Origin of the sequence: Candidatus Methylobacter oryzae, from assembly GCF_003994235.2 — a bacterium.
Lineage (GTDB): Bacteria > Pseudomonadota > Gammaproteobacteria > Methylococcales > Methylomonadaceae > Methylobacter_A > Methylobacter_A oryzae.
The window spans coordinates 31,257-57,345 of record NZ_RYFG02000105.1; the positions used below are offsets into that span (position 1 = coordinate 31,257).

24 protein-coding genes are annotated in these 26,089 nt (G+C 50.0%); 17 read left to right on the forward strand and 7 right to left on the reverse strand.

What is annotated here, in order from left to right:
- Window positions 1–5 precede the first annotated feature (5 nt).
- From EKO24_RS14065 to EKO24_RS14080, 4 genes are all read right to left on the reverse strand, one after another.
- Entirely contained in the window at window positions 6–1,343 is a 1,338-nt protein-coding gene (locus EKO24_RS14065) for an ATP-binding protein (RefSeq protein WP_127028553.1), read from the reverse strand.
- Window positions 1,340–2,008, reverse strand: coding sequence for a response regulator transcription factor (locus EKO24_RS14070; protein ID WP_127028554.1), 669 nt, complete (start codon window positions 2,006–2,008; stop codon window positions 1,340–1,342). Before EKO24_RS14070 ends, EKO24_RS14065 begins: the two co-directional genes overlap by 4 nt.
- Window positions 2,009–2,204: 196 nt before the next feature.
- Window positions 2,205–2,672, reverse strand: a complete 468-nt coding sequence (locus EKO24_RS14075) for a CreA family protein (RefSeq protein ID WP_127028555.1) — start codon at window positions 2,670–2,672, stop codon at window positions 2,205–2,207.
- A gap of 292 nt (window positions 2,673–2,964) precedes the next feature.
- Complete coding sequence (locus EKO24_RS14080) at window positions 2,965–3,420, reverse strand: ferritin-like domain-containing protein (RefSeq protein ID WP_127028556.1); 456 nt, start codon at window positions 3,418–3,420, stop codon at window positions 2,965–2,967.
- A gap of 214 nt (window positions 3,421–3,634) precedes the next feature.
- Between EKO24_RS14080 and EKO24_RS14085 the strand changes: the two genes are divergently transcribed.
- The 9 genes from EKO24_RS14085 to EKO24_RS14125 all read left to right on the forward strand — a co-directional run bounded on the left by EKO24_RS14085 (window position 3,635) and on the right by EKO24_RS14125 (window position 12,655).
- Window positions 3,635–4,087 (forward strand): nucleoside deaminase, encoded by a 453-nt coding sequence (locus EKO24_RS14085; protein ID WP_127028557.1) that lies wholly within the window; start codon window positions 3,635–3,637, stop codon window positions 4,085–4,087.
- Window positions 4,080–6,014, forward strand: a complete 1,935-nt coding sequence (locus tag EKO24_RS14090) for an ABC transporter substrate-binding protein (RefSeq protein ID WP_241674550.1) — start codon at window positions 4,080–4,082, stop codon at window positions 6,012–6,014. The genes EKO24_RS14085 and EKO24_RS14090 overlap by 8 nt, the downstream gene beginning before the upstream one ends.
- A gap of 124 nt (window positions 6,015–6,138) precedes the next feature.
- Window positions 6,139–7,047 carry a glycine--tRNA ligase subunit alpha gene (gene glyQ, locus EKO24_RS14095; protein WP_127028558.1) on the forward strand — a complete coding sequence of 303 codons (909 nt, stop codon included), beginning with the start codon at window positions 6,139–6,141 and terminating at the stop codon, window positions 7,045–7,047.
- An 18-nt stretch (window positions 7,048–7,065) separates the two neighbouring features.
- Window positions 7,066–8,163, forward strand: coding sequence for an AAA family ATPase (locus EKO24_RS14100; RefSeq protein WP_127028559.1), 1,098 nt, complete (start codon window positions 7,066–7,068; stop codon window positions 8,161–8,163).
- Window positions 8,153–8,722: a hypothetical protein gene (locus tag EKO24_RS14105; protein ID WP_127028560.1), complete on the forward strand. Its 570-nt coding sequence runs from the start codon at window positions 8,153–8,155 to the stop codon at window positions 8,720–8,722. The genes EKO24_RS14100 and EKO24_RS14105 overlap by 11 nt, the downstream gene beginning before the upstream one ends.
- A 10-nt stretch (window positions 8,723–8,732) precedes the next feature.
- On the forward strand, window positions 8,733–10,802 hold the full coding sequence (glyS, locus tag EKO24_RS14110; RefSeq protein WP_127028561.1) for a glycine--tRNA ligase subunit beta: 2,070 nt from the start codon (window positions 8,733–8,735) through the stop codon (window positions 10,800–10,802).
- A gap of 90 nt (window positions 10,803–10,892) precedes the next feature.
- Entirely contained in the window at window positions 10,893–11,444 is a 552-nt protein-coding gene (gmhB, locus tag EKO24_RS14115; protein ID WP_127028562.1) for a D-glycero-beta-D-manno-heptose 1,7-bisphosphate 7-phosphatase, read from the forward strand.
- Window positions 11,404–12,150: a lysophospholipid acyltransferase family protein gene (locus EKO24_RS14120; protein WP_127028563.1), complete on the forward strand. Its 747-nt coding sequence runs from the start codon at window positions 11,404–11,406 to the stop codon at window positions 12,148–12,150. Before gmhB ends, EKO24_RS14120 begins: the two co-directional genes overlap by 41 nt.
- 97 nt (window positions 12,151–12,247) lie before the next feature.
- Complete coding sequence (locus EKO24_RS14125; RefSeq protein ID WP_127028564.1) at window positions 12,248–12,655, forward strand: hypothetical protein; 408 nt, start codon at window positions 12,248–12,250, stop codon at window positions 12,653–12,655.
- Between the two features lie 59 nt (window positions 12,656–12,714).
- Here EKO24_RS14125 and EKO24_RS14130 read toward each other — a convergent pair whose 3' ends face one another.
- Window positions 12,715–13,200, reverse strand: a complete 486-nt coding sequence (locus tag EKO24_RS14130; RefSeq protein WP_127028565.1) for a YchJ family protein — start codon at window positions 13,198–13,200, stop codon at window positions 12,715–12,717.
- A gap of 381 nt (window positions 13,201–13,581) precedes the next feature.
- On the opposite strand from EKO24_RS14130, the gene dusA reads away from it, so the two are divergent.
- The 3 genes from dusA (at window position 13,582) to EKO24_RS14140 (ending at window position 15,770) form a co-directional block, all read left to right on the forward strand.
- The gene (dusA, locus tag EKO24_RS14135; protein ID WP_241674553.1) at window positions 13,582–14,526 is read left to right on the forward strand and encodes a tRNA dihydrouridine(20/20a) synthase DusA; all 945 of its coding nucleotides are present in this window, start codon (window positions 13,582–13,584) and stop codon (window positions 14,524–14,526) included.
- A gap of 491 nt (window positions 14,527–15,017) precedes the next feature.
- Window positions 15,018–15,188 (forward strand): hypothetical protein, encoded by a 171-nt coding sequence (locus tag EKO24_RS22410; RefSeq protein WP_154671597.1) that lies wholly within the window; start codon window positions 15,018–15,020, stop codon window positions 15,186–15,188.
- 225 nt (window positions 15,189–15,413) lie between these two features.
- On the forward strand, window positions 15,414–15,770 hold the full coding sequence (locus tag EKO24_RS14140; RefSeq protein ID WP_127028567.1) for a hypothetical protein: 357 nt from the start codon (window positions 15,414–15,416) through the stop codon (window positions 15,768–15,770).
- A 104-nt stretch (window positions 15,771–15,874) separates the two neighbouring features.
- On the opposite strand, the gene EKO24_RS14145 is transcribed toward EKO24_RS14140, so the two are convergent.
- Together EKO24_RS14145 and EKO24_RS14150 are read right to left on the reverse strand one after the other, a co-directional pair.
- Entirely contained in the window at window positions 15,875–17,218 is a 1,344-nt protein-coding gene (locus tag EKO24_RS14145; RefSeq protein WP_127028568.1) for a sigma-54-dependent transcriptional regulator, read from the reverse strand.
- Between the two features lie 7 nt (window positions 17,219–17,225).
- Window positions 17,226–18,755 (reverse strand): ATP-binding protein, encoded by a 1,530-nt coding sequence (locus EKO24_RS14150; RefSeq protein ID WP_127028569.1) that lies wholly within the window; start codon window positions 18,753–18,755, stop codon window positions 17,226–17,228.
- Between the two features lie 345 nt (window positions 18,756–19,100).
- Here EKO24_RS14150 and EKO24_RS14155 point away from each other — a divergent pair, with 345 nt between their 5' ends.
- The 5 genes from EKO24_RS14155 to EKO24_RS14175 all read left to right on the forward strand — a co-directional run bounded on the left by EKO24_RS14155 (window position 19,101) and on the right by EKO24_RS14175 (window position 25,779).
- Window positions 19,101–20,432 carry a TolC family protein gene (locus EKO24_RS14155; RefSeq protein ID WP_206667278.1) on the forward strand — a complete coding sequence of 444 codons (1,332 nt, stop codon included), beginning with the start codon at window positions 19,101–19,103 and terminating at the stop codon, window positions 20,430–20,432.
- A complete protein-coding gene (locus tag EKO24_RS14160) occupies window positions 20,429–21,583 on the forward strand; it encodes an efflux RND transporter periplasmic adaptor subunit (RefSeq protein WP_127028570.1) in 1,155 nt (384 codons plus the stop codon). Before EKO24_RS14155 ends, EKO24_RS14160 begins: the two co-directional genes overlap by 4 nt.
- Window positions 21,580–24,666 (forward strand): efflux RND transporter permease subunit, encoded by a 3,087-nt coding sequence (locus EKO24_RS14165; protein ID WP_127028571.1) that lies wholly within the window; start codon window positions 21,580–21,582, stop codon window positions 24,664–24,666. Before EKO24_RS14160 ends, EKO24_RS14165 begins: the two co-directional genes overlap by 4 nt.
- Complete coding sequence (locus EKO24_RS14170) at window positions 24,663–24,989, forward strand: P-II family nitrogen regulator (protein WP_127028572.1); 327 nt, start codon at window positions 24,663–24,665, stop codon at window positions 24,987–24,989. The genes EKO24_RS14165 and EKO24_RS14170 overlap by 4 nt, the downstream gene beginning before the upstream one ends.
- A gap of 166 nt (window positions 24,990–25,155) precedes the next feature.
- Window positions 25,156–25,779: a DUF502 domain-containing protein gene (locus EKO24_RS14175; RefSeq protein WP_241674551.1), complete on the forward strand. Its 624-nt coding sequence runs from the start codon at window positions 25,156–25,158 to the stop codon at window positions 25,777–25,779.
- Window positions 25,780–26,089: the final 310 nt, after the last annotated feature.

Genomic DNA, 26,089 nt, shown 5'->3' on the forward strand with positions numbered 1-26,089 from the left:
TAGCGTCACTGTACCTTCGATTTAGCAAATAAAACTTCCACCAGAAAACCGCCTAATTTATCCGACCGTCCCATGTTAAGTTGCCCGCCATTTTGTTCAACAATGGTTCGGGCAATCGACAGCCCCAAGCCATGACCACTAACCGTCTCGTCCAGCCGGGTGCCGCGCTGGGCTAACCGGATTACATCGTCTTCGGAAACTCCGGGGCCATCGTCTTCAACGATAAGACGGGGCTCAGGATCGGTATTGAAACTGACCGCCACTTTAGACTTGGCCCATTTACAGGCATTATCGAGCAGGTTTCCTATCAGCTCCAATATGTCTTCCCTATCGATCACCATCAACTCCACGTCTTCCGGCGCGGAAAAAGTAACCGAGAGATTTTTATCCCGGTACATATTTTGTAACACATGAATGAGCGTAGGTACTTCCTGCTGAACATCGAATTTTAAAGCCGCAGAACCTTCGCCGGCCAAACGCCCCCGTTTAAGAACGCGCTCCATGGTACTTTGCATATTTTGCGTTTGTGCTTGCATGGTAACGACGAGTTCCGGCTGCGATTGCAAGGTTTCTTCCCTGGATAATTGCTGAAGTACGGTTAACGGCGTTTTTAGCGCATGGGCAAGATCGCTCAAGCTATTGCGCGAACGTTGCAAGCGCTGTCCCATCATACTCAACAGCCGGTTGAACTCACTAACCAATACCAATACTTCCTGCGGAACATTAGTGTCCAGCTGCGTTATCTCGCCCTGCTCCAGCGCCCTGATCTGCTTTTGTATGCGCGCTAAGGGATAAAACCCTACTCGTAAGATAATGACTTGCACAACAATCAATGACAAAAACAAAATCAATGAAATCAGCGTGTACCGATGTTGAAACGTTGAGATACGTGCAAAGGTTGGCGACAAGTCCTCAGCGATTGCAATAGTGATATTACGGTCCAGCTTTCTATAGCCATAGACCATAATCAGTAAAGGTTGCTGCTTGGGGCCGGTTACATAAAGCTTGTTGGTTCGTCCGGCTAACAGTTCTTGGACACTGAAGCTTTCTCCCCTCAGCGACCGGGAATGAATGACCTGCTTACCGGTTATAACCTGGTAATAGTCGCCTGAGAACGGCACCAGATAGATCGGTTCGACCCGCTCATCATCCAGTACGATGTTGTTGCCGGAATCGGTAGAAAGTGCGGCGAGTATGCTCAACGCATCGTGCTCCATATGCTCGGCAACAGACTCCTCGGCCAGATTGCGAAGCGTATGGCTGATCAACCACCATAAGGTGACAAAGACAATAATAAGACTGATAAACAAGCCTATAGCCAAACGCAACTGTAACGATTTCACCCGGACATTTCCCTAAACACATAGCCTTGCCCGCGCCGGGTTTCAATACGTTGCTTGCCGATAATATGGCGCAAGTGGTTTACGTAGACCTCAATGACATTGCTATCTTTATCGGATTCGAAATCGTAGATCTGCCCAATCAATACCGATTTACTTAAAACCTGGCCCGGGTGTAGAAGAAAGAAGCGCAACAATTTGAACTCAGTACCGGTTAATTCGTGAGAAGCTCCGTTTTTTAACGTAACTTGCTGCCGGTCTTCATCCAAAATCAAATCGCCTATTTGCAGCTTGCCGCCAGGCGTTTGATGGGCACGATGAATGATCGCATTGACGCGAGCCAACAATTCTTCGATATGAAAAGGCTTGGCGAGATAATCGTCGGCGCCTGCTTTAAATCCATCGACTTTTTCATGCCATGCATCCCGCGCCGTCAATATCAGCACCGGAACATTATTACGGTTAGCCCGCCAATTTTGTAAAACTTCAATACCGTTGCGCTTTGGCAAGCCTAGATCCAATATGACCAATTCATAAAGGCTCTCATAGCCCATGTATTCGCCTTCTATACCATCATAGGCAACGTCGACAGAGAAACCTGCTTTAGCCAGGTCTTTTTTTAAAATACTTACTAAATCGTCGCTATCTTCAATGAGCAGCAGGCGCATAATCCATCCTCTATATTTGATTTACTACGTAAGTATATAACTACGAATAATGAAAAAGCGCGAACTGTACAAGAAATTAACAACCGAAAGGCGGCCCGGTTGCCGACTTGTCCCTGCAAAAACGCCGGTGCTTGACTCGGCAAACGGGAGAAATACGCCCTATGCGTAACATCAGTTATTACTTCCAGCTAATCTACTAATCCCATTTCATAACCGGTACCGATGAAATGGAATTCTTGGGCGAACCTTCAATCACCTTGTCGCTGTACGCCAAATAAACCAGCACATTACGTTTCTTGTCATAGAAACGCACCACTTGCAAAGTCTTGAAAACCAGCGACAGGTTTTCTTTAAACACCACGTCGCCGTTTTTCAATTTAGCCAGTTTGCTCGTATCGATTGGTCCTATTTGGCGGCACGCGATCGATGCTTCCGATGGATCTTCGGCCAAACCTACAGCGCCTTTCATGCCGCCTGTTTTAGCCCGCGATATATGGCAGGCCACGCCGGGAACATCGGGATCGTCGAAGCCTTCAACGATAATTTTATGATTGGCTCCCAACAACTTAAACACCGTGCTGACCTCGCCGATTTCTTCGGCCGATACGGTAAAAGCCAACACGCTAAAAAAAGCTGCCAGCGTAAATAAATTTTGTCTTTTCATAAATTATCCAAAAATTAAAAACATATAACCTTTACCCAGAATTCTGCGGCAAATCGATTCAGGCATAACAACAGAACAGCGCTATTGTATTGTCAGCCGCGCGTATTGTACCGATTTGCTTTAATCGATAAGTACCGGCTCGTAAATAATTCCAAAAAAACACGGCGGCGGCCGGCTTGACGGATACATGTCCTTATAAAGATCGGTAATTTCCTGCTTAATGGCCGTTTACACAAAAACTCTTACACTCTCCGTTGTGGAGGGCTATTACCGTTCTCAATGCTGACCGGATTTAAAGATTAAACGGCTGGACATCGCCGGGTTTTCGCAGCATTTTGTTCACTTCGTCAAGATGCAGCTCTTCCCCGGCAATCATCTCCCTTGCATAGTCTTCCAGCAGCACCGAAACTCCTTCGGAAACTTTCAGCAACTCGAAATACTCGGCTACCGCTGCTTTCTCATGCCCTAGACTTTCTCTTAGAATATCGCCGATGTCGTGCTTTGCCGTTTCCAACAGCGGGCCTATTTTAAGAGAAGGGTGTCCGCCCAATAATGTCACCAGCTCGCCCGCTTTATGCGCATGCACCAAGCTTTCTTCGGCATTGCTCTTAAGCCAGGAAACAATGGGGATGCGGTTATAGCCGTAGACCATCAGCGAGTAATGCGTATAACGAACAACGCCCGCCAGCTCAAGCTCCATAATCCGGTTAAGAATTTCTACAGCCCGTTGTTTTTCTTGATCGTTCATGTCGCTTCTCCTTCTTCATGATAGAAAATGGGAAATGCCGCTTACTTCAACCCGATCCTATAGCAACAATAATTTTTCTCAAAACGAATTGATGAAGAAATAACCCGGAGTTTGAATTAAATACTCGAACTGTTTGGCGGTACAATAGCTTGCTTATTTTTAAACGCATAAATTGCTTAAATAATAAAAACAAATCCACTTTAGGGGATATCCGATGAACTATGCAGACATGTTGGCGATAGCGCTTGCCGAAGCGCAAACCGGCTTTGACGAAGGCGGCGTACCGGTTGGCGCGGCGCTGTTCGATGCCGGCGGCAATTTGCTCGGACGCGGCCGTAATCGCCGCGTGCAGGATAACGATCCTTCCGTTCACGGCGAAACCGACGCGTTCCGCAAAGCCGGCCGTCAAACCGACTATCGCGACAAGATTTTGGTTACCACATTGGCGCCCTGCTGGTATTGCTCGGGCCTGATCCGGCAATTCAATATCGGCACGGTCGTGGTCGGCGAATCGGTCAACTTCGACGGTCACCTGGATTGGCTCAAGGAAGCCGGCGTTAACGTCATTGAAATGAATAACGCCGATTGCATTGCGTTGATGCGCCGCTTTATCGAGCAATCGCCGCATATCTGGTTTGAAGACATCGGCGAATGCGATTGTGCCTAAACGTCTTATTCAAACCCTTGCGATAGCCTGGCTGCTGTTGGGCGCCTCCACGGCCGGAGCCGACGAATTGGATCCGGTCACGCTGCAATTGAAATGGAAGCATCAATTCCAATTTGCCGGTTATTATGCGGCCAAGGAAAAAGGCTTCTACCGCGACGCAGGCCTTGACGTTAATATTGTCGAGGCGGCTCCCGGCGTGGATCCGGCCCAGGAAGTCATTGCCGGACGCGCCCAGTTCGGCGTCGGCACCAGCGAGCTGATACTGAACCGCTATCGCGGCGACCCGGTCGTAGTACTGGGAGTGATTTTCCAGCACTCGCCGCTAAGCCTGATCGCCCTGTCCGATTCGGGAATCGATAATATCCACAAATTGATCGGCCGTAAGGTGATGATTGAGCCGAGTTCGGCGGAATTATTTGCCTACCTGCTTCAGGAAGGCTTTACTTCTAAAGCTTTCGACCTACAGCATCACAGCCTTGATTTAAACGACTTACTCTCGGGCAAAATCGATGCGATGTCGGTGTATGTGACCGACGAACTGTACATGCTGAAACAGCAGAAACGGACTTATATCCAGTTCAGTCCAAGGATGAGCGGCATCGATTTTTACGGCGACAATTTCTTTACGCTGGAAACCGAACTGGATCAAAACCCTCAGCGCGTTAAAGCGTTTAGGGAAGCCTCACTGCGCGGTTGGCGCTACGCGATGCAAAATCCCGACGAAATCGTGCAACTGATTTACGACCGTTATTCGCAACGCCACAGCATCGAGCACTTGCAGTTTGAAGCCAAAGCGATGCATGATTTGATGCAGCCGGAACTGATCGATCCCGGCTATATGAATATCGGACGCTGGCAGCATATCGCGCAAACTTACCGTCAACTAGGCTTGTTGCCGGAACGTTTCGACGTCGAAGCGATGCTGCACTTTCCGAACTCCGCAATCGACCTGAAAAAGCTCAAAATCAAGCTTTACTATGCAGCGGCCGGTTTGTCGTTGCTGGCATTGCTGTCGGTTATCCTGTTCCGCTTCTACCGGGCGGCGCGCATTAATGAAGCCCGGCTCAACACAATGTTCAATCATGCCCCGTTGAGCTTGATTGTGCTGGACGACCAAAACCGGATTCAAAACTGGAACGCCGAAGCCGAAAAAACGTTTCTCTGGCGCGCCGAAGACATCCTGGGCAAAGACATCTCGACAATAATTCCACCGGCAGACCACCAAGAAGTGGAAGAAGTGCTGGCGGCCGTGCACAAAAAGCGCGCGATTTCTCACACAGAGAACTCCAACATCAAAAAAGACGGTAGTGAGATCCTATGCGAATGGCTAAATGCCCCTTTTAAGGACAAACACGATCAAGCGAATTTCATCATCTGCATGGCGCGAGACATCACCGAGCAAACGCGGCTAAAACAAAAACTCGAGCAAGCCGCGCATTACGACAATCTGACAAAGTTACCGAATCGGGCGCTGATTCTCGATCTGCTAAAACAATCCATCGCGACTGCCGCGCGGCAAAAAACCAAGCTGGCGATCCTGTTTCTCGACTTGAACGGTTTTAAAGCTATTAACGACCGGCTCGGACACGAATCCGGCGACAGGCTGCTGCTGACTGTCGCCGAACGTTTGCCGCAAGCCATCCGCGAGTGCGACTATGCCGGCAGGCTGGCCGGAGACGAGTTTTTAGTCATTCTGCAAGATATAGGCTCGCTGCAAAACGCACAAAAAGTTGCCGGTAAGTTACAGGGATTGATTTCCCAACCTTGTATGCTGAAAGATCAAGCTGTCGCCATTAGCGCCAGCATCGGCATCAGTCTTTATCCCGACGACGCGATAGAAATTAATGAACTGATTCACCACGCCGACCAGGCCATGTATCAGGTCAAACAGGTCAGTCGTTCCGACAAGCATTCTTCGGCTGTTTAACCGATGGCGGCGCATCAAACGTGCCCGCCTGAATATGCATAAAGCCAATCTAACGAACGCTATGCCCCATAGCGTTTTTTTCAGTTATAATCCCCCACTTTTTATTGCCCAAGAGCGTTAATCCGTGTCCAGCATAAACAACGACTTATCTACTTTTCAGGGACTCATCCTAGCCTTACAGAAATACTGGTCGGACCAGGGTTGTATTTTATTGCAACCGTTGGATCAGGAAGTGGGCGCAGGAACCTTCCATCCCGCCACCTTTCTGCGCGCCATAGGCCCCGAGCCTTGGAACACCGCCTATGTGCAACCGTCGCGCCGGCCGACCGACGGCCGTTTCGGCGAAAACCCGAACCGCTTGCAACATTACTACCAGTTTCAGGTCGTGTTGAAGCCGTCGCCGGACAATATCCAGGAGCTTTACCTGGGTTCGTTAAAGCATTTAGGCCTGGACTTGCTCGAACACGACGTGCGTTTTGTCGAAGACAACTGGGAATCTCCGACGCTGGGCGCGTGGGGCCTGGGTTGGGAAGTCTGGCTGAACGGCATGGAAGTGACGCAGTTCACCTATTTCCAACAAGTCGGCGGCCTTGAATGCCGGCCGATCACCGGCGAAATCACTTACGGCCTGGAACGTATCGCGATGTACTTGCAGGGCGTTAAAAGCGTTTACGATTTGGTCTGGACTAACGGCCCGTTCGGCACAGTCACTTACGGCGACGTGTTCCACCAAAACGAAGTGGAAATGTCGGCGTTCAATTTTGAACATGCCAACGTCGATTTCATGTTCGAGTGCTTCAACACTTACGAAAAAGAATGCACCAAGCTGATCGAACTGAACCTGCCGCTGCCGGCTTATGAGATGGTGCTGAAAGCTTCACACTCTTTTAACCTGCTGGATGCGCGCCATGCGATTTCGGTTACCGAGCGCCAACGCTACTTGTTGCGCGTCAGAAACCTAGCCAAATCGGTCGCCGAAGCCTATTACCAACGCCGGGAGTCGCTGGGATTTCCGATGTGTCAGAATAATTAATAAAAGGATTAATTGCTTATGCTGAAAAGACTATATGTCCATAACTACAAATGCTTGGTTAATTTTGAAATTAACTTTGATAAGGACATTAGTCTTTTTTTGGGGGCGAACGGTTCGGGGAAATCTACGGTTTTTGAGGTTTTAACTAAATTACGCAGAGTAATTATTGATGAGGAAAAAATTGAAAATGTATTTAATAAATATCACATTACTCGTTGGCTAGATGAAAGTGAGCGTAAAAATGTCAATATACATTTTGAACTGGATATTGAGATTGGTGAATCAATTTATAAGTATAAATTAGTATTATGGCATCTGTACGTCATATCTGACGATATTATGATGAGTGAAGAATCTTTATATCATAATAACAAAATGCTTATTGAATCTAAGGATGGTAAAACCTCAGTTATATCTTTTAAAGAGAATGAGGAGCTTTTGCTTGATATTACTCGTTCCGGTATAAATCGCTATCTTTCATTTTATGCAAAAGAATTTTTACAGTATTTACGTACTTTATTAGTAGTTCGCATTAATCCTTATGAAATGGCTTCTTCTATAAGCAAAGCTAATGCAGAGGTAAAAACAGATTTTTCTAACTATGCCGAATGGTTTAGTCACCTCAATGAAAAAAATAGAAGAGGCGTATCAGAATTTGAGAAAGCGATGCGCGATATTATTCCAGGTTTTGATTATTTTAGAATTGATCAAGCTGGACAAGCCAAAGTATTACAAGTCGATTTTGAAAATAATGGAATTATTACTTATTACTTTAACGAACTCTCGGAAGGCCAAAAAGTATTAATAGCTCTTTATTCTGTGATTTATTGCGCTCCCGAAAGTTCACTTATTTGCATTGACGAACCTGAAAATTTTTTAGCCTTGCCGGAAATTCAGCCTTGGTTGAATGCACTGCGAGAACAATGCAGGGAAAGAAATATGCAAGTCTTATTGATTTCACATCATCCTAGTCTAATCAATTTTTTAGCTGCCGGCTCAGGATACTGGTTTTCAAGGCAAGATAACCATACTCGAATAGAAAAGATTACAGAGCAAGATAATGATGGCTTATCTCTTGCCCAATTAATTGAAATTGGCTGGATTTATGGCGATTAATCTTAACGGTTACCGCATTACTGTATTGTGTGAAGATATAGCTCAATATGATTTCATTTGTGCTTATGCGAAGCTCTTAGGTGCAGATAATAAAATTACAAAGCTACCTGCCTATAATAACGACACCGTATTAAAACTTTACGCTAAAGCTGTTAGCTCTTATCGCAAATACGCTACTCAAAATATTATCTTAATAGCAATGATAGATGCCGATGAAAAAACAGTTAATGAGAGGCTACGCTCATTTGATAGAGTGTTAGATGAAGAGAAATACCGTTTAAATCAACCAACTCGGTTACCCAACGAAAAAATATTATTATTTGTTCCAATCCGTAATATTGAATCTTGGTTTTATTATGTCGATAAGGGAAATACTAATGGTGAAACTCTAAAAGGTAGCGATGGAAAACTTATCAGTTACAAAAATCAGTATGCAAATAAAGACGTAAGTGTATTTGCCAAAAAATTAAAAGAAGAAATCTGTGTTAATAGTTTGCCCGAAAATGCCCCATCTTCTTTACATCATGCTTGTAACGAGCTGAAACGTCTTAATAATTAAAGAGATTACCGTGATAGAAAAACAGAATTTACTTTTTGAATTGGGCTCGGAAGAACTGCCGCCTAAAACCCTGCTAAAACTCAGCAACGCTTTATTAAGCGGCATCATTCAAGGCCTGAACGCGGCCGAACTGACGTTTACCGGCAGCAAAGCTTATGCGACGCCAAGACGTCTGGCTGTTCTTATCGAAAACTTGGCAACTTCACAACCCGATAAAACCGTCGAAAAACGCGGCCCTGCGCTGCAAGCCGCGTTCGCGCCGGACGGCTCGCCCAGCAAGGCGGCTCAGGGTTTTGCGGCCAGTTGCGGCACGACTTTTGATCAACTGGAGCGACTGAAAACCGATAAAGGCGAATGGCTCAGCTTTACCCAAGCAGTAAAAAGCCAAGCGACTGAGGAGTTGATTCCCGACATCATCCGCCAAAGCATCGCCAACTTGCCGATTGCGAAGCGCATGCGCTGGGGCAGCTTTACAACCGAATTCGTCAGACCGGTGCATTGGGCTGTTTTATTGTTCGGCGACAAAGTGATTGAGACCGAAATCCTCGGCCTCAAAACCGGCGCTGCCACGCAAGGCCATCGCTTCCACGCGCCGCAACAAATCACGCTAACGAAGCCCGAAGATTATGCCGCCGCGCTGTATAGCCAAGGCCGCGTCATTGCCGACGTCGAACAAAGAAAAACTATTATCCGCGAAGCCGCGCAAAAAGCTGCCGATGCGGTGGGCGGCATTGCGCATATCGAGGACGATTTGCTCGAAGAAATCGCCGCACTGAACGAATGGCCGGTGCCGATCACCGGAACTTTCGATCCGCGCTATCTGGAACTGCCGCCGGAAGTTTTAATTACGACGATGCAAACCAACCAGAAATATTTTCCGGTTGAAAACACCGACGGCGGCTTGCTGGCTAACTTCATTACTTTCAGCAATATCGAAAGCACGAATCCCAAGTCGATACAGCAAGGCAACGAGCGCGTCGTCACTCCCCGCCTGTCCGATGCGGAATTTTTCTGGAACCAGGACCGCAAGAAAAACCTCGAAGACCGTTTGGACAGCTTGCGCAACGTGATATTCCAGGAGAGCCTGGGCACGGTTTACGACAAGACCATTCGGGTTCGCAACCTGGCCAAATTTATTGCCGGACATTTGAACGCCGATGTCGATCTGGCCGAGCGCGCCGCATTACTGGCAAAAACCGACCTGATGACCGAAATGGTCGGCGAATTCGGCAACCTGCAAGGCATCATGGGGCGCTATTACGCCACGGCGGAACACGAACCGAAAGCGGTCGCGCTGGCGCTTGAAGAACAGTACTTCCCGAAACAATCCGGCAGCCCGACGGCGAGCAGCACTATCGGGCAAATTCTGGCGATTGCGGAAAAAATCGATACGCTGGTCGGCATTTTCGCGGTCGGCTTGATCCCTACCGGCGATAAAGATCCTTACGCATTGCGCCGCGCCGCCCTAGGCATTCTCCGGACCATCATAGAAAACAAACTCAACATCAGCATCGTTGAGTTAACCGAGTTTGCCGGCGCGCAAATTAAAACCGACAAAGATCAATCCGCAACGGCGGACCGGGTTATCGATTTTATTTTCGACCGTTTGAAAGGCTATTGCCTGGATCAAGGCTACACCGCCGACGAATTCGACGCGGTCATTAGCGTAAATCCTGCCGAACCGTTGGACTTCATGCAGCGTCTGCAAGCCGTTAAAGCCTTCAGGCAATTGCCCGAAGCCGAAAGCTTGGCCGCTGCAAACAAGCGTATCCGCAATATCCTGAAGAAATCGGATACTGAACCTGCAAGCAGCGTCGGCGCATTGCTTGAACCGCAAGAAAAACAGTTATTGCAAACGGCATTGCAGTCCGCCGACGACATTAAACCGCTGCTGGCGCAACGCGATTACCAGGCAACGCTTAACCGTTTGGCAGCTTTACGCAATGACGTCGATGCATTTTTCGATCATGTGATGGTCATGACAGACGATCTTGACTTGCGCGCGAACCGTTTGGCGTTGCTGAACTTGTTGTCCGAGCAGTTTTTGACTTGTGCCGATATTTCTAAATTGCAATCGTAGATGAATCTATCTCCTAGATTATCGTTCCCACGCTCCGGCGTGGGAACGCAGCAGCCACCGCTCCGGCGATACGGGAACGCGATATAAAGCATGTCCCAAAACCGCTACGTATTGCTGGATCGCGACGGCGTTATCAATCACGATTCGGATGAATTCATCAAATCCCCGGAACAATGGCTGCCGATTGACGGCAGCCTTGAAGCCATCGCCCTGCTCAATCGCCATGGTTATAAAGTCGTTGTGATTACCAATCAGTCCGGCCTGGCTCGCGGTTTATTCGATGCCGACACGCTGGAAAAAATCCATGCAAAAATGCAGCGGATGACTGAGGAAAAAGGCGGAAAAATCGATGCGATCTATTTCTGCCCGCATGGCCCGGACGATGACTGTGCCTGCCGCAAACCGAAGCCGGGATTGTTCAAAGCCTTTGCAGCCGACAACAACATTAAATTGGACGGCATGACTGCGATCGGCGATTCGCTCCGCGATCTCCAGGCAGCAAAAGCCGCCGGCGCAAATCCGATATTGGTCAAAACCGGCAAAGGCCAAAAAACCCTAACTGAAAACCCTAATCTCGATATTCCTGTTTTTGAGACTTTATATGACGCAGCCCAATACCTCACCTCAAGACCCCAGACCTAAAAACTATATTGGCTCGGCCCTGCTGTTTGTCGGCATCTTCTCTACCGCTACTGTAGTTGGCGCATTACTGATTGCCGGCTGTATGCTGCCTTTCAAAATACGCTGGAGAATCGGCCATGCTTGGTGCGCTATTATCGGTTGGATGACCAAGATTTTTTGCGGTCTCACTTATGAAGTCGAAGGACTGGAACACATTAATCCCGAGCAGCCGGCCATTATCCTGAGCAACCATCAATCGGCATGGGAAACACTGGCATTAAGATACCTGCTCCCGCCTCATTCAGTGGTCATCAAGCGCGAATTATTGTATCTGCCGATCTGGGGCTGGGCCTTGCTTACGTTGAAATCCATCGTCATCAACCGGAAAAACCAGCGCGCCTCATTGCGTTCCTTGCTCGAGCAAGGCAGTCAATATTTAAACGAAGGCCTATGGGTGTTGATTTTTCCGGAAGGCACGCGCGCCGGCGCGGGAGAAGTATTGAAATTTAATATCGGCGGCGCGATGCTGGCGCATAAAACCGGCTTTCCGGTCGTTCCGGTCGCACATAATGCGGGCGATTTTTGGCCGCGCTACAGCTTTTTAAAATATCCCGGCGTGATCAAACTGAAAATCGGCCCCGCCATTGAAACCAAAGGCCGCAAAGCCGCCGACATCAATGCCGACGCCGAAGCCTGGATTACACAAGCAATGAAAGAGATACGGTAAGGCTCAAAACGAAAAAACCTTTCCCCTTGAACCTTTTACCTTGCACCTGACGTATAATGCCGCACATCGCGTTTTCACTCATTACGGATATACAGACATGAAAAAACTACTGCTTCTTTCCCTCTCGGCATTATTACTCTCAGGTTGCTCGGATAAAAAACAATTCGAACAGGCTGTATTGGATCAAATGCAGTTGGAAAAAGATGTTAAGGACTATAAATTATCCCCCGAACGCATGGCTAAATGCGTCGTCGATACAACGTCAAACCGCATGCCCGGTATTTTTGCGCTCGACCCCAAGCGTCTGACTGCTTACCGTAACTATACAAAATGGCTGACGCTGTCCTCGTCTCAAGATCCAAAAAAGACTATTGATGAATTGAACAAGGATTTCGGTTCGCCAAAAGAGTTTGCAGAGGCTCGCGCGAACTATACCGAAAGCCAGATGGACTGTTTATCTGCGTTGATCGGGGAATCGGAAGAACCGACAAAAGATGAAAAATAACTTTTTTAAGTAATCCGAGCAAGGGCGGCAGCCAAACCGGCCGCCCTTTAGACTCAACCTCACGCAGCTCCGCAGCAGCGTTTAAACTTTTTGCCGCTACCGCAAGAACACGGCGCATTCTTACCCAGGTTAGTCTGCTGGCCTACCTTGCCGATCGATTTAACCACGCCGTCCAGATAAAACCAGCCGCCCGCCCGTTTAACAAACTGGCTGATCTCGTTCATCACGTATTCTTCGCCATCCTGTAAATAATACGCCTTAAACTCCACTACGCCTTTGGCATCCTTAACGCCGCCTTTTTTAGTGTTGCCGATTTCCAGCCGTTGCCATTCGACTTTTTCCTTGGAAAAATCGATCAATTCAGGCCGCACAGTGGCGTCCCAAGTCTGTTGTAAATAGCCGGCGTTATGCATCGCATAAGCGGTGAAGCGCGAGCGCATCAAAGCTTCGGCAGTTAACGGCTTTTTTTCGCCGGAATGAAACGGGCCGCAACATTGAGCGTATTCGATGCCGGAGCCGCAAAGGCAGAGAGTCTGTGTGTCCAAAAGTAATTCCTCGTTAAAATTCCGGCTTATTTTACATGGATCAGGATTCGAGAGCAGGATGAAAACCGACACGGTTGCCTGCCCGATTCCTGCTTATACCCAAAGGGCATAAGTTTCGTTTGAGTAGACAAGCTAACTCAACTCAGCTTTATACCCAAAGGGCATAAGTTTCGTTTGAGTAGACAAGCTAACTCAACTCAGCTTTATACCCAAAGGGCATAAGTTTCGTTTAAGCAGGGAAGTCCCGTTATAATATCGCTTCAAATCGGATTCACCCCCTGCCCCAACGCCACCCCGTAACTCACTCAACTACCCGGTAAGAAATTGACACATAGCAAAGAAACACAGACATATCCCAGCAGAAAATTCTGCGTTGCGCCGATGTTGGATTGGACCGACAGGCACTGCCGTTATTTTCACCGGCTGATCTCGCAACACGCGCTCTTGTATACCGAGATGGTGACGACCGGCGCGTTGATTCACGGCGACCATCACCGTTTTTTGCAATTTAATGCCGCGGAGAAACCGGTTGCGTTTCAATTGGGCGGCAGCAATCCGCGCGAGCTGGCTATCTGCGCGAAGATGATTGAAGATTACGGCTACAACGAGGTGAATTTAAATGTCGGCTGCCCGAGCGACAGGGTCCAAAACGGCCGTTTCGGCGCTTGCCTGATGGCAGAGCCCGAGCTGGTTGCCGCCTGCGTTGCCGCAATGGCTCAGGCGGTTTCGATTCCGGTCACGGTCAAGTCGAGAATCGGCATTGACGAGCGCGATTCTTACGAAGAATTGGCGCATTTTATCTCGGCCATTGCCGATGCTGGCTGCAAGACTTTTATTATTCATGCCAGAAAGGCGTGGCTGAGCGGCTTATCGCCCAAACAAAACCGCGACATTCCGCCGTTGCGCTACGATGTCGTCTATCAAATAAAACAGGATTTTCCGCAGCTGGAAATCATCCTGAACGGAGGTGTCCTGACACTGGATCAGGCCGAAGAAGTCTTGCAGCATGTCGACGGCGTGATGGTAGGCCGGGAGGCTTATCATAATCCGTATTTGCTGGCCGAAGTGGACAGGCGCTTTTATGGCGAGTCCGAAGCCCCCCGTTCCCGGGAAATGATTATGGAACGGCTAATCCCCTATATTCAGGAACAGCTGGACCGTAAAGACGGCGTGCGCTTAAACAGCATAACCCGTCATATTTTGGGCCTGTTTCATGGCGAACCGGGCGCCAGGGGCTGGCGTCGGCATCTTAGCGAGAATGTCTGTAAACCCGGCGCGGACATTAATGTGCTGTTGAATGCGCTTCAGACAAGAGAACGCGGATGACGCGAATTTAAGCGGAAGCACACAGATAAAAATCAAATTTGCCAAGCATAGGTGTTGAAGATCAAATCCGTGTCATCCGTATTCCATTTTCTTATATCCCAAACTAGGAACGTGGAACTGCCCCGCATTGCTTCATAGAAAAAGGTAAGCGAGAGTCAGAGCCGATACCTCGCATTAGCTGTAACCGAGACATGTGAAAACACATGAAGGGCTAACTCTCTTAATACTTGAAATAGCTTGTCCGCTGAAATGCTTTAATTCCGGTATCTTACATCAAACGATTAACATGCAAGCGGCTAAAGAATTAAGCTTAATGTTTTAACGGCCAAACTGTTTAGTGAAGTGGTGGTTTTGATGGGAACCAGGCTTCCGATAACGGCCGAAGCCATGGACTGGCAACGGAGTTTCGTGGGTACGGTGTTCGTAGCTTTTGCTACTTCATTACCCGAAGTGGCGGTCCTGTTTCGGCGTTGAGAATCGGAGCGTTGAACATGGCCATCAGCAACTTGTTGGGCAGCAACTTGTTCAATCCGGTCATTATCGCCATTGATGATATGGCGTGCTTGAAGTGCCCTCTCCTCGCCAACGTTTCGCCGGTGCATCTGGTTACGATCCAGTCTGCCATCATGATGACCGGCATTGCCATTGTCGGGCTTCGGTAGCGTCCGCAACAACGCTTGTTCAAGACGGTAGGCTGGGGCAGCCTGTTCATGTTCATCATTTACATCCTTAATCTGTCGGCGCTGTATTTGCAACAAGAATAGCGCTTAAACAGGCTGAGTATTTTGACCATGATTATCGAATAGTGACGCGGGATACAGTAATGTTAACTTCGAACAAAAAACGGGATACTATGAATGTATGATTGAATGCATAGAGGTGGTGTTATGAAAATGCTCGTTTTTTCTTTTGTTGCAGGAACTGTGTTGCTCTATTTTTTGAATATAGCGTTATTAAAAACCCCGTTACTCGATCTTCATTGGTCAATCCATGCAGGCCTAAGGTTTTTAATAGGTTTTATCGTCCTAGGCGTTAGTTATTTTCATGCGCACGCCGTTAAATTTAAAAGCGCTGTATATATAACAGCTTGCATTGTAACAATAGATTATTTCTACGATTACTATGCGCAAGGCCATAGGCTTAATTTGGAAATCATATTACACGGAGTCTTTATGATGATATGGGGAGCGATTTTGGGCTACCTGACCGCAAAATACCTAAGAGAGCGATTAATGCGTGATTAATCCAGCGCTAAAATCCGTCATTTTCGTCGACAATGACGATTCTCCGCACATCCGCGCAAGCTGTGGCTGAATGGATACGGAACGACTACGGCCATGTCCAAACTTTAATCTTCCAGCTTCCGATACAGCCTGCCACGGTCAATGCCCAGAATTTTAGCGGCTTGCACCTTGTTGCCCTGGGTTATTTCCAAAATGCGGCGGATATAGGCAATTTCCAATTCCGCCAAGGTCATCGACTGTGTTGCGGCTTTTCCTAAAAAGTTGTCCTCAACCGGTATCTGGGTGGCCTGGGCCAAGTCTTCCAACAGGATCGTGTCATGATCAGTCAAGGCCACCGCTCTCTCCAGCATATTAGCCAATTCGCGCACATTACCCGGCCAAGAGTACGCGCGAATCCACCTCATCGCTTCGGCGGATATGCCGTGGATTTGCCGTTGCAGCTTTGTTTGGGCATTTTGCAATAAATGATCTACCAAGTATTCCAGATCGGGCAGGCGCTCTCTTAAGGGCGGAATTTCAAAACGAATGACATTAAGCCGATAGTAAAGGTCCTGGCGTATCAATCCGTTTTGCAAGGCTTTTTCTATGGATTGGTTGGTAGCGGCGATAATACGGACATCGGTGGCGATTTCGCTACCGGCTCCTACGGGTCTGACCTTGCCTGTTTCCAATGCTTGCAGCAGTTTGGGTTGAATCGCTAACGGCATTTCCGCGATTTCATCCAGAAACAGGGTGCCGCCCTCAGCTTCAACAAACAATCCCGGACGATGTTCACGCGCATCGGTGTAGGCGCCTTTGCGCACCCCGAACAATTCGCTTTCCACCAATGTAAACGGTAATGCGGCGCAGTTGATTTGCAAAAAAGGGCCGTTGGTGCGCGGACTATGCTCGTGAATAAAGCGCGCCAAAGCGCCCTTGCCGACACCGCTTTCCCCTGTCAGCAGTACCGGCGAATCGATCCGGGCCGCCCGATCGGCAAGTTGTAGGATTTTCTGCATCTTCTGGCTTTCCGCAACCAATTCGCGAGGAATGAAATCCCGGTCCGCTGTAGCGACACGCACAATTTCTCTACGCATTTGCCGATCTCTAAAGGCGCGTTCAATGGCGGACGTTAAATCGTTCAAAGAAAACGGCTTAGTGACAAAACCGCAGGCCCCCGCTTGTAAACTGCGCACCCCCAGATCAATGCTGCCGAAAGCGGTGATCAACAGAACCAACTGTCCAGGCTTGCGCTCATGAATGGCCGCCATCAAATCCAGGCCGCGCATGCCGGGCATTTCTACATCGCTGATCACTAGGTCGAAGTGCTCGGTTTCCAAACGCTGCAACACCTGTTGCGGATCGGTTTCGCCGCTTGCGCTATAACCGCTGACGGTGAGTATTTCGGTCAAGTACTCGACAACGCCGACATCGTCATCAATGACCAATAACTGCTTATTTTTTTGCATTGCTTGCTCAGCCAAGACCATGACCGGGGTTCTCCACAGGCAAAATGATGGTAAAGGTGCTGCCTTGCCCAAGCGCGCTTTCGGCTTTAATGCTGCCGTGGTGCGCGGTAACAATGCTTCGGGCTACAGCCAGGCCAAGCCCAACGCCGCCTTGTTCTTGGCGGGTAGTAAAAAACGGGTCGAACAGGTGTTTTAGCGTTTCTTCGGACATGCCGCAGCCGTCATCCCGAACAGTGAGCTGTATCGCTTCGGCAGTTTTGCTGTGGGCGGGACAGGGCTCGACGGCAACAACAATCCGGCCTCCCGCGCCGGTTGCGGCTAAGGCATTGGTAACCAGGTTTAAGATAATTTGTTGGATGCCGTCGCTATCGGTAAGGATCGGAGGCAGGTCTGTTACGGCTTCATAACTTAGTTCGACCTGTTTCTTATGCGCTTCGTATTTCAATAGATTGAGTACGGCATTCACGGGTTCGCGTAAATCAATACGGGTGAAATGGGGCGGGCGCCTCCGCGTGAATTCCAGCAATTGTTGGACGATGCGAGTAATGCGCTCGGTTTGCGAAGCCAATATCCGTGCGTGGCGGATGATTTCTTCGGGTTGGCCGGCGCACAACAGCAGATAGTCGGCCCGGCCTTTCAATATCTGCAGCGGTGAACCGATTTCATGCGCCAGCCCGGCTGATAACTGTCCGATGGTAATCAATTTGTCCGCTTCCTGAAGCGCGGCCTGGACTTGGCGACGTGATTGCGCCTCCTCCTTAAGTTTTTGCCGGGCGTTGGCCAATTCCGCAGCCATTATATTGAAGGTCTTCAGCAGTACGCCGATTTCATCCTGGTGATTGATAAAGCTGAGTTGAGCAGCTTGTCTGCTCAAACGAAACTTATGCCCTTTGGGTATAAGGGGTAGCGGGGAGAAATTTCCGTCCCGAATTTGTTTCATGCCATCGCTCAACCGTTGCAAGGGCCAGCCGATATAAATCAAACAAATAAGCGTGCAAAGCGGTGCGGCAATCACAATAAAAGCAATCGTGGAAGTCGCCAGGTTACGCCGGGTCACGTCAAGGTCGCGGCGCATTTCATGCAGGACGCGCACAAACACCAGAACGCCAAGCCTTTCCCCCTGCGCGTTTTGTAGAGGCAAAAGCAGGGTAATGTATTCGGGGTCTTCTTCGGGATAAAAAAACTGATCGTCTTGATCATCTTTCAAAGCGGCATGCAGCCTTTCCTGAAAATCGCTTGCGTAAGAATTACCGATAGCATCCGGGAAAGCCTTACCGTTTTCATCGTAAATCCGAACTTTCAATGCCGGTTCAATTTGCTCAAGCCCTTGCAACAGTTCTGTAATGTCAGTCAACTGCTTGTCTCGCATGGCATTTTCAACAGCGATTTGCAGACTTTTACCGAGTAGTTTTGTTTGCAGGCTGATATTTCGGGCTAAATCACGTTTTTCAATCGAAAGATGATAAAGACCGTATCCGATAAATATCAACAAGCCAATGGACGTTAAAGACAGCGTGAGCTTAGTGGAAATGCGCATGAAAATAATGTGTTTCGATTTACTACAGCCTTGTAGTTTATCGCAACACAATCATTTTGACTAACGGATTAATAACAGCGCAAGTTTGCCGTTCAAACTTTCTTTTTAGACATATTTTATAATTTAAAACAAAGCCTTGTAATTCATAATCAGCGCCAACGGTCTTGTCGAGAGAATTTGGCATGATTATTGACAATATTCACAAAGCCCTGACAAGCGAGTACCTCAACCCGCTTAAGCAAGAAGTTATTTTTAACCAAACCCTTAATATTTCACGCAATACATAACTCATGACCCCATACCGTCGATCGGAAACATCCTGTCGTTGCGCGGAAGATAAACAAGATGACAGTTAATCAAGCGTATCGATACCGTAATATGAGCAACTTCACTAAGACTAAAACTTTAGTTTGCCTGATTTTTTCTTTATGGATTACAACGTTACAAGCTGCAACACAAGCACAGGGAACCGGATTAGCCATTACTGAACAGCAGGCTATCGCCCTGTTCTATCAACGCAACCTCGGTTTGATTGCCGCAAGCTTCAATATCGACGATGCGCGCGCGCAAGAGATTATCGCGGCCGCGATTCCAAACCCGGTATTCAGTTTTACTATCTCATCGCTGACCCCGAATATGTTCCGCGAGCCAAACAATAGCGTAAGCTCCCTACCCGCCATATCGCCGCAAATCGAGCAGCTTATCGAAACCGCCGGTAAACGGCGGTTGCGGATAGAAAGCAGCGAACTGGCGACCGAAGCGGTCAGCCTCGATTTGAAGGATACCGCCCGGACCTTGACCAATGCGGTGCGGCGCGGTTTTTACAGCCTGTTGCTGGCGCAAAAGAGCGCGCAAATCGCCGGCGAGAATTACGAGCGCTACCGCGAAATCCTGCGCGTCAACGAGGTCAGGCTCCGGGTCGGCGACATCGCGGCAACGGACTTTACCCGCATCGAAGTCGAAAGCCTGAAAGCCCAGGCCGATCAAGACCAAGCCAAAACCGTGTTGAACCAGGCCAGGGCTGACTTGCTGTTACTGCTGGGGTGGCCGGAAAACAGCCTGGAGATTTCCGCGGTCGATGCCTGGCCGGAAACCAATCCGGCGCTGGCCAAAGCCGGCCAGGATCAATTGGCCGAGTTGGCGCTGGAGCGCCGGCCGGACTTGCAAGCGGCGCGCGTGCGCATTGAGCAAGCCGGCAAAATGCTGACGTTGGCGAACCGGTTGGCGATTCCCGACGTGACCGTCAATGCGTTTTACCAACGCGATCCGGGCAACTTTTTTACCGAAAGCGCCGGCCTCGGTTTCAGCGTGCCGCTGCCGTTGTTTTACCGCCAGGAAGGAGAGATTTCCAAAGCCCGCATCAACCTGAGCACGTCCGAACTGGCATTGAAACAGGCGGAGCAGAGCGTTCGGGCCGACCTGATGAAAGCCCTGTCGGCTTGGCAAAGCGCCGCGGCTATCTCGCAACGGTTCGAATCGTCGGCGCTAAAACGCATCGAAAATCTGCGCAAAGCCCAGGAGATTGCCTATCAAAAAGGCGCGGTAGGACTGTTGGAGCTGATCGACGCGGAACGCAATTACAAAGCAATGATGCTGGATTATTACACCGCCCTGGCGAACCGCAGCAACGCCTGGGCGGATTTGTTGATGGCTTATGGAGAAGAAGTCAAATTATGAATATGAAGTTTTTTAGTCCGGTCCGACTGGCCGCAGGACTGCTCGGTTTGTCTTTGCTGGCTTGCCAACCTGACAACAAGCAGCAACGTCCGGCGCCAAAGCCGCCTAAGAATGAAGTCTTCCTCAGCCCCAATTCGCCCAAGCGCAATTACATTAAGGAAGCGGTTGTCGAACCGGTACGGCGGCCGTTGATGGAACCGGTTACCGGTAAAATCAGTTACGACGAAACCCGCACGGCCCGTGTGTCCTCACCTATCGCCGGACGCGTGACCGGTTCTATCGCTACGTTGGGCGCCCATGTTAAAGCCGGCGATACGCTGGCGGCGCTGGACAGCCCCGAGCTGGGACAGGCGCAGTCCGATTATGCAGGCGCGACGGCCGATTTAAAACTGGCCGAACGGGCCTTCCAGCGCATGATGGAACTGTACAAGCACGGCATCGCGCCACGCAAGGACCAGGAGCAAGCCCAGGACAGTTTGGCGCGGGCGCGTAGCGAAGCCGAACGGGCCAAACTCAGATTGGCCAATCTTGGCGTGCGTACCGGCCGCACCGACAATCGCTTCGCGCTGCAAACGCCTATCGCGGGCGTGGTCACCGAACGCAACATCAATCCCGGCATGGAAATCAGGCCCGACTTGGCCGATCCGCTGTTCGTAATTTCCGATTTGAGCTCGCTTTGGGTGCAGATGGATATTTTCGAAAAAAACCTCGGCCTGATCCGGTCCGGCGCGCAAGTGCAGGTCCGCGTGCCGGCGTACCCGAACGAGGTTTTCACCGCGACCGTCAGCCACATCGGCCAGGTTGTTGACGAAGCCACGCGCACGGTTAAAGTGCGCTGCTCGCTGTCTAATGACGACCTGCGTCTGCTGCCGGCCATGTACGCGGCTATCGAAGTGCAAAGCGCGCCGGACGATAAAGCAGTGGTAGTGCCGTTGACGGCACTGTTTACCGAAGAAGAATCCGATTGGGTTTACGTTGACATCGGCGATTATCACTATCAAAAACGCCCGGTCAAAGCAGGCCTGCGCCTTAAAGATAGAGCCGTGATCCAGGAGGGCTTGAATCCGGGAGAACATTTGGTTATCGATGGCGCTCTGCTGCTGCGCACCGAACAAGATTCCGAACAACAAAGCGGAGAAGGCGAATTGTGATTCATAAAATCATCGCATTCTGTTTACAGCAACGGTTGTTAATTATCGGCACGGCAGTGCTGCTGGTCATCGCCGGCGTGATTTCGTTCCAGCGTCTGCCGGTGCAGGCTTTTCCCGATGTGCAGAACGTTTTCGTGCAAGTCGTGACCCAATATCCGGGGCAAGCTCCGGAGGAAGTGGAAAAGCTGATCAGTTTGCCGATTGAGAAAGAAATGAACGGCTTGCCGCATCTGATCAACATGCGTTCGGTATCGATTTTCGGTTTGTCCGTGGTCACGTTAACTTTTGATGATGAGGCTGAGGATTATTTCTCGCGGCAGCAAGTTGTTGAGCGACTAAGGGCTGTCAGCAGCAGCTTGCCGGATGGAGCGCAGCCTGTGATGGGGCCGTTGACCACCGGCGTCGGCGAGATTTACCGCTACCGTATTGAAGCGCCTAATTATCCGCTGATCGAACAACGGGCGTTGCAGGATTGGGTCATCGAACGGACGTTGCGTTCCGTGCAGGGCGTCGCCGATGTCGTGGCTTTCGGCGGCGGCGTCAAGCAATACCAGATTGAAGTCGATCCCGATAGACTCCGGGATTACCGGCTGACGCTGCCAGAAGTTTACCAGGCGGTCGCGGCCAATAACGCCAATACCGGCGGCGGCTATATCGAGCACGGCTACGAGGCGTTGGTCGTTCGCGGCGCGGGCCTGCTGAAAACCGCCGACGAAATCGGCAACATCGTCATCGCCAGCCGCGACGGCGTACCGGTATTGGTCAAGAATGTCGCCAAAATCCAGGTCGGGCCGCAGCCGCGCAACGGTATCGTCGGCTTCAATGAACGCGACGATGTCGTCGAGGGCGTGGTCCTGTTGATTAAAGGCTGGGACGCAATCGCGGTATTGCAGGGTGTCAAGGAAAAAATCGACGCGCTGAACAGCCATATGCTGCCGCCCGGCGCCAAAATCATTCCGATATACGACCGTACCGAGCTGGTGCAGCATACGGTTCATACCGTCGGGCACAACATGATCGAAGGCGCGGCGCTGATTCTGGCGATCCTGGTCGTGTTCCTGCGCCGGGGATTGGCGTCGGCGGTCGTTATTGCCGTGATTCCGCTGTCGCTGATGTTCGCGTTTATCCTGATCGACGCCCAGCATGTATCCGCCAACCTGATTTCGTTGGGCGCGATCGACTTTGGCATCATCGTCGACAGCGCCGTGGTACTGGTCGAGGCGATCATGGTTAAAGTGACGCTGGAGATGGCGCAGAAAGCCAGCGTCGCGCATATGCGCCAGTCGATGCTGATCACTGCGGTGGACTTGGCGCGGCCTATCCTGTTTTCCAAGGCCATTTTCATTATCGCATTCCTGCCGATTTTCACGTTCCAACGGGTCGAGGCGAAGATATTCTCGCCGATGGCGTTCACGCTCAGTTTTGCATTGCTGGGCTCGTTGATCATCAGCCTGACGCTGGTGCCGGTGTTGTTGAGCTACTTGCTTGGACCCAAATTGATTGAAAAACACAACCCGATGGTCGAGAAAATGGAAAAATGGTATCGCGCTGCGCTGGAAGCGGTGTTGCGGCATCCGCGCAAACTGTTCGCCGGCGCGGCCCTGGCACTGGCGTTGTCGCTGGCGACGACGCCGATGATCGGCACCGAATTCATGCCCAAGCTGGACGAAGGCAATATCTGGCTGACGATCACGTTGCCGACGCCGGTATCGCTATCCAAGGCCAAGATGCTGGAACGGGACGTGCGCGAACGCTTGCACGAGTTCAGCGAAGCCAAATCGGTGTTGACCCAATTGGGACGGCCCGAGGACGGCACCGATCCTAAAGGCTTCAATAATCTGGAAGTCCTGATCGACTTGAAGCCTAAAGACACCTGGCGCTACCGCGATAAAAACGAATTGGTCGAAGCCATGCAAAAACGCCTGGAAGTGTTCCCAGGCTTGCAGTTCAATTTCTCGCAAGTGATACAGGATAACGTCGAGGAGGCGATTTCGGGCGTTAAAGGCGAGATTGCGATCAAGATTTTCGGCGAGGACCTGAAAGTGTTGCAGGACAAAGCCAACCAGATTACCCGTATCCTGCGCTCGATAGAGGGCTCCACCGACGTCGCCGCCGAGCAGCAATCGGGGCTGGCGCAGATGGTGATAGCGATAGACCGGGCCAAGACCGCGCGCTACGGCATCAACGTCGACGACGTGGAAGATGTGATTGCAATGGCCATCGGCGGCAAGACCGCGACGCAAATGCTCGAAGGCGAGCGCCGTTTCGACATCACCGTGCGGCTGACCGGCGCGGCCCGCGATTCGGCCGGCGCCATCGAGGACATTACCGTGATGTCGCCGACCGGCGCGCGCATTCCGTTGGCCGAATTGGCCGAGATTAAAATCAACCAGGGCGCGTCCCGGATCAGCCGAGAAGACAACATGCGCAGGATCGCGATCAAGTGCAATTTGATCGGCCGCGACCAAGGCAGCTTTGTCGCCGAAGCGCAGGAAAAAGTCGCCGAACAGGTCGTGCTGGAACCGGGCTACCGGATTGTCTGGAGCGGCCAGTTCGAGAACCAGCAGCGGGCGATGAAACGGTTGTCGTTCATCGTGCCGATCAGCCTCGTATTGATTTTTGTTTTGTTGTTCTGGGCGTTCCAGTCGCTGAAAAACGCCGCGCTGATCGTCATGAACGTGCCGTTCGCGATGATCGGGGGCTTGGTGATTTTATTGCTGGCCGGCATCCATTTGAGCGTGTCGGCGGCGGTCGGCTTTATCGCGTTGTTCGGCATCGCGGTGCAAAATGGTGTTATTTTGCTGACCCAGATTAATCATCTCCGGCGCGAAGGCATGCCGCTGCATGACGCGATCGTGCAAGGTTCGGTCAGCCGGTTGCGGCCGGTGGTGATGACCGCGCTGATGGCGATATTGGGCTTGCTGCCCGCGGCGTTATCGACCAGCGTCGGCTCTGAAACCGCGAAACCTTTCGCGGTAGTGATTATCGGCGGACTTATTACGGCGACAATCCTGACGTTGACTATGTTGCCGGCGCTTTACCGTCATTTTGAAGAAGAACATGAAACGCGAGACATGGCATGAAAGAAATTCGCGCTTATATTCAACCGTTTATGCTGCCCAAACTGACGCAGACATTGCTTGAGATACCCGGTTTTCCAGGCATGAGCGTGTCCGATTACGAAGGTTTCGACAGTAAAAGAGTCATCGAGCAGCAGAATTACTCACCGTTCATGCCGAAAAAGCGTATCGAGATTTTCGCCAGAGACGAATTGGTGAGCACTATTTTCAATGCCATCATGACCGTTGCCAATACGCATCAGCATGGCGCGGGTAAGGTCTACGTTATCAATGTCGATGAAGGCGGGCATATTAGCACCGGCGAGCGAGGCAGCGACCTAACTTGAGATTGCGCGCAGGGAAACCATTGCCGAGCCTGAAGCAGATGGCGTCACAAATTAAAGGAATGCCAAGACTAAAGATTGTCTGCATTGATACAGGTAAATCATTATTTAATGTTTTATGCAATATATATCGAGTTTCCGTCTTTTTTTAAAAACCCAGGAGCCCAACATGCTTAGTTTTATCAAATCGAGCCTGAAATATTTTATCGTCGGCATTTTAGCGCTGATTCCGGTCGTTATTGTCATGCAAGTCCTGGTGTTTTTAGAGACCATCCTCAGGGACTTTTTTATTTATGTTTACGGATACTCCAACAATATCTTTTTGACTGTCTTGGCATTCACGCTGTCTTTTGTTGCAATCGCTTATACCGGCTATCGGGTCACCGTATCCGAAAAAATGTGGATGCTGCATCGGTTGGAATTATTGATTAACCGGATTCCAATGATCAGGACGATTTACAGGGTCAGTAAAAAACTGGTCAATCTGCTCGGCAGCCAGGAAAAAAGCGTCGCCAAAGAAATTGTTTTTATCGAATACCCCAAAGAAGGCTTATGGGTGCCGGGTTATGTCACCAATAAGGCGGGCGAAATGCTGGTTGTTTACGTACCCACTTCCCCAAACCCTACTTCAGGGTTCACTGTTGTTGTGCATCAATCAAAGGTTGTAAAGTCGGATATGGATATTGAAGCGGTTACCAGTTTTATAGTCAGCGTCGGGGTGGATTCGGCTAAAAAAGAGGAGCTTGAAAAGCTTGCTGACATGAATCGCGCTGGAACCGGCGACGCAGAGTAGCAGGCAACACATATATCGTTTTATTGTCAGTAGATGGGGGTAATTATGAATATGAAGAAACTTATGCTTTTTAGCATCCTTGCCGCATTTATATGCCTTGCAACGCCTGTCTCGGCTAAGGATGTTCCGTTTACAGCGATACTGGAAATCGCCACAGCAAATCCTGGGGCTCCTTTAAGCGCCCTTCGTTCGCCAAAAAGGCTCGATCCGTGGTTTGCTGAGCCGTACCGATGAGAAAGGTAACTCAGTCGTTGTTGAAGCGAAATAGCAGGCTTGCTTGGCTTTCACCGGTCATCGTAAAGCGATGGCT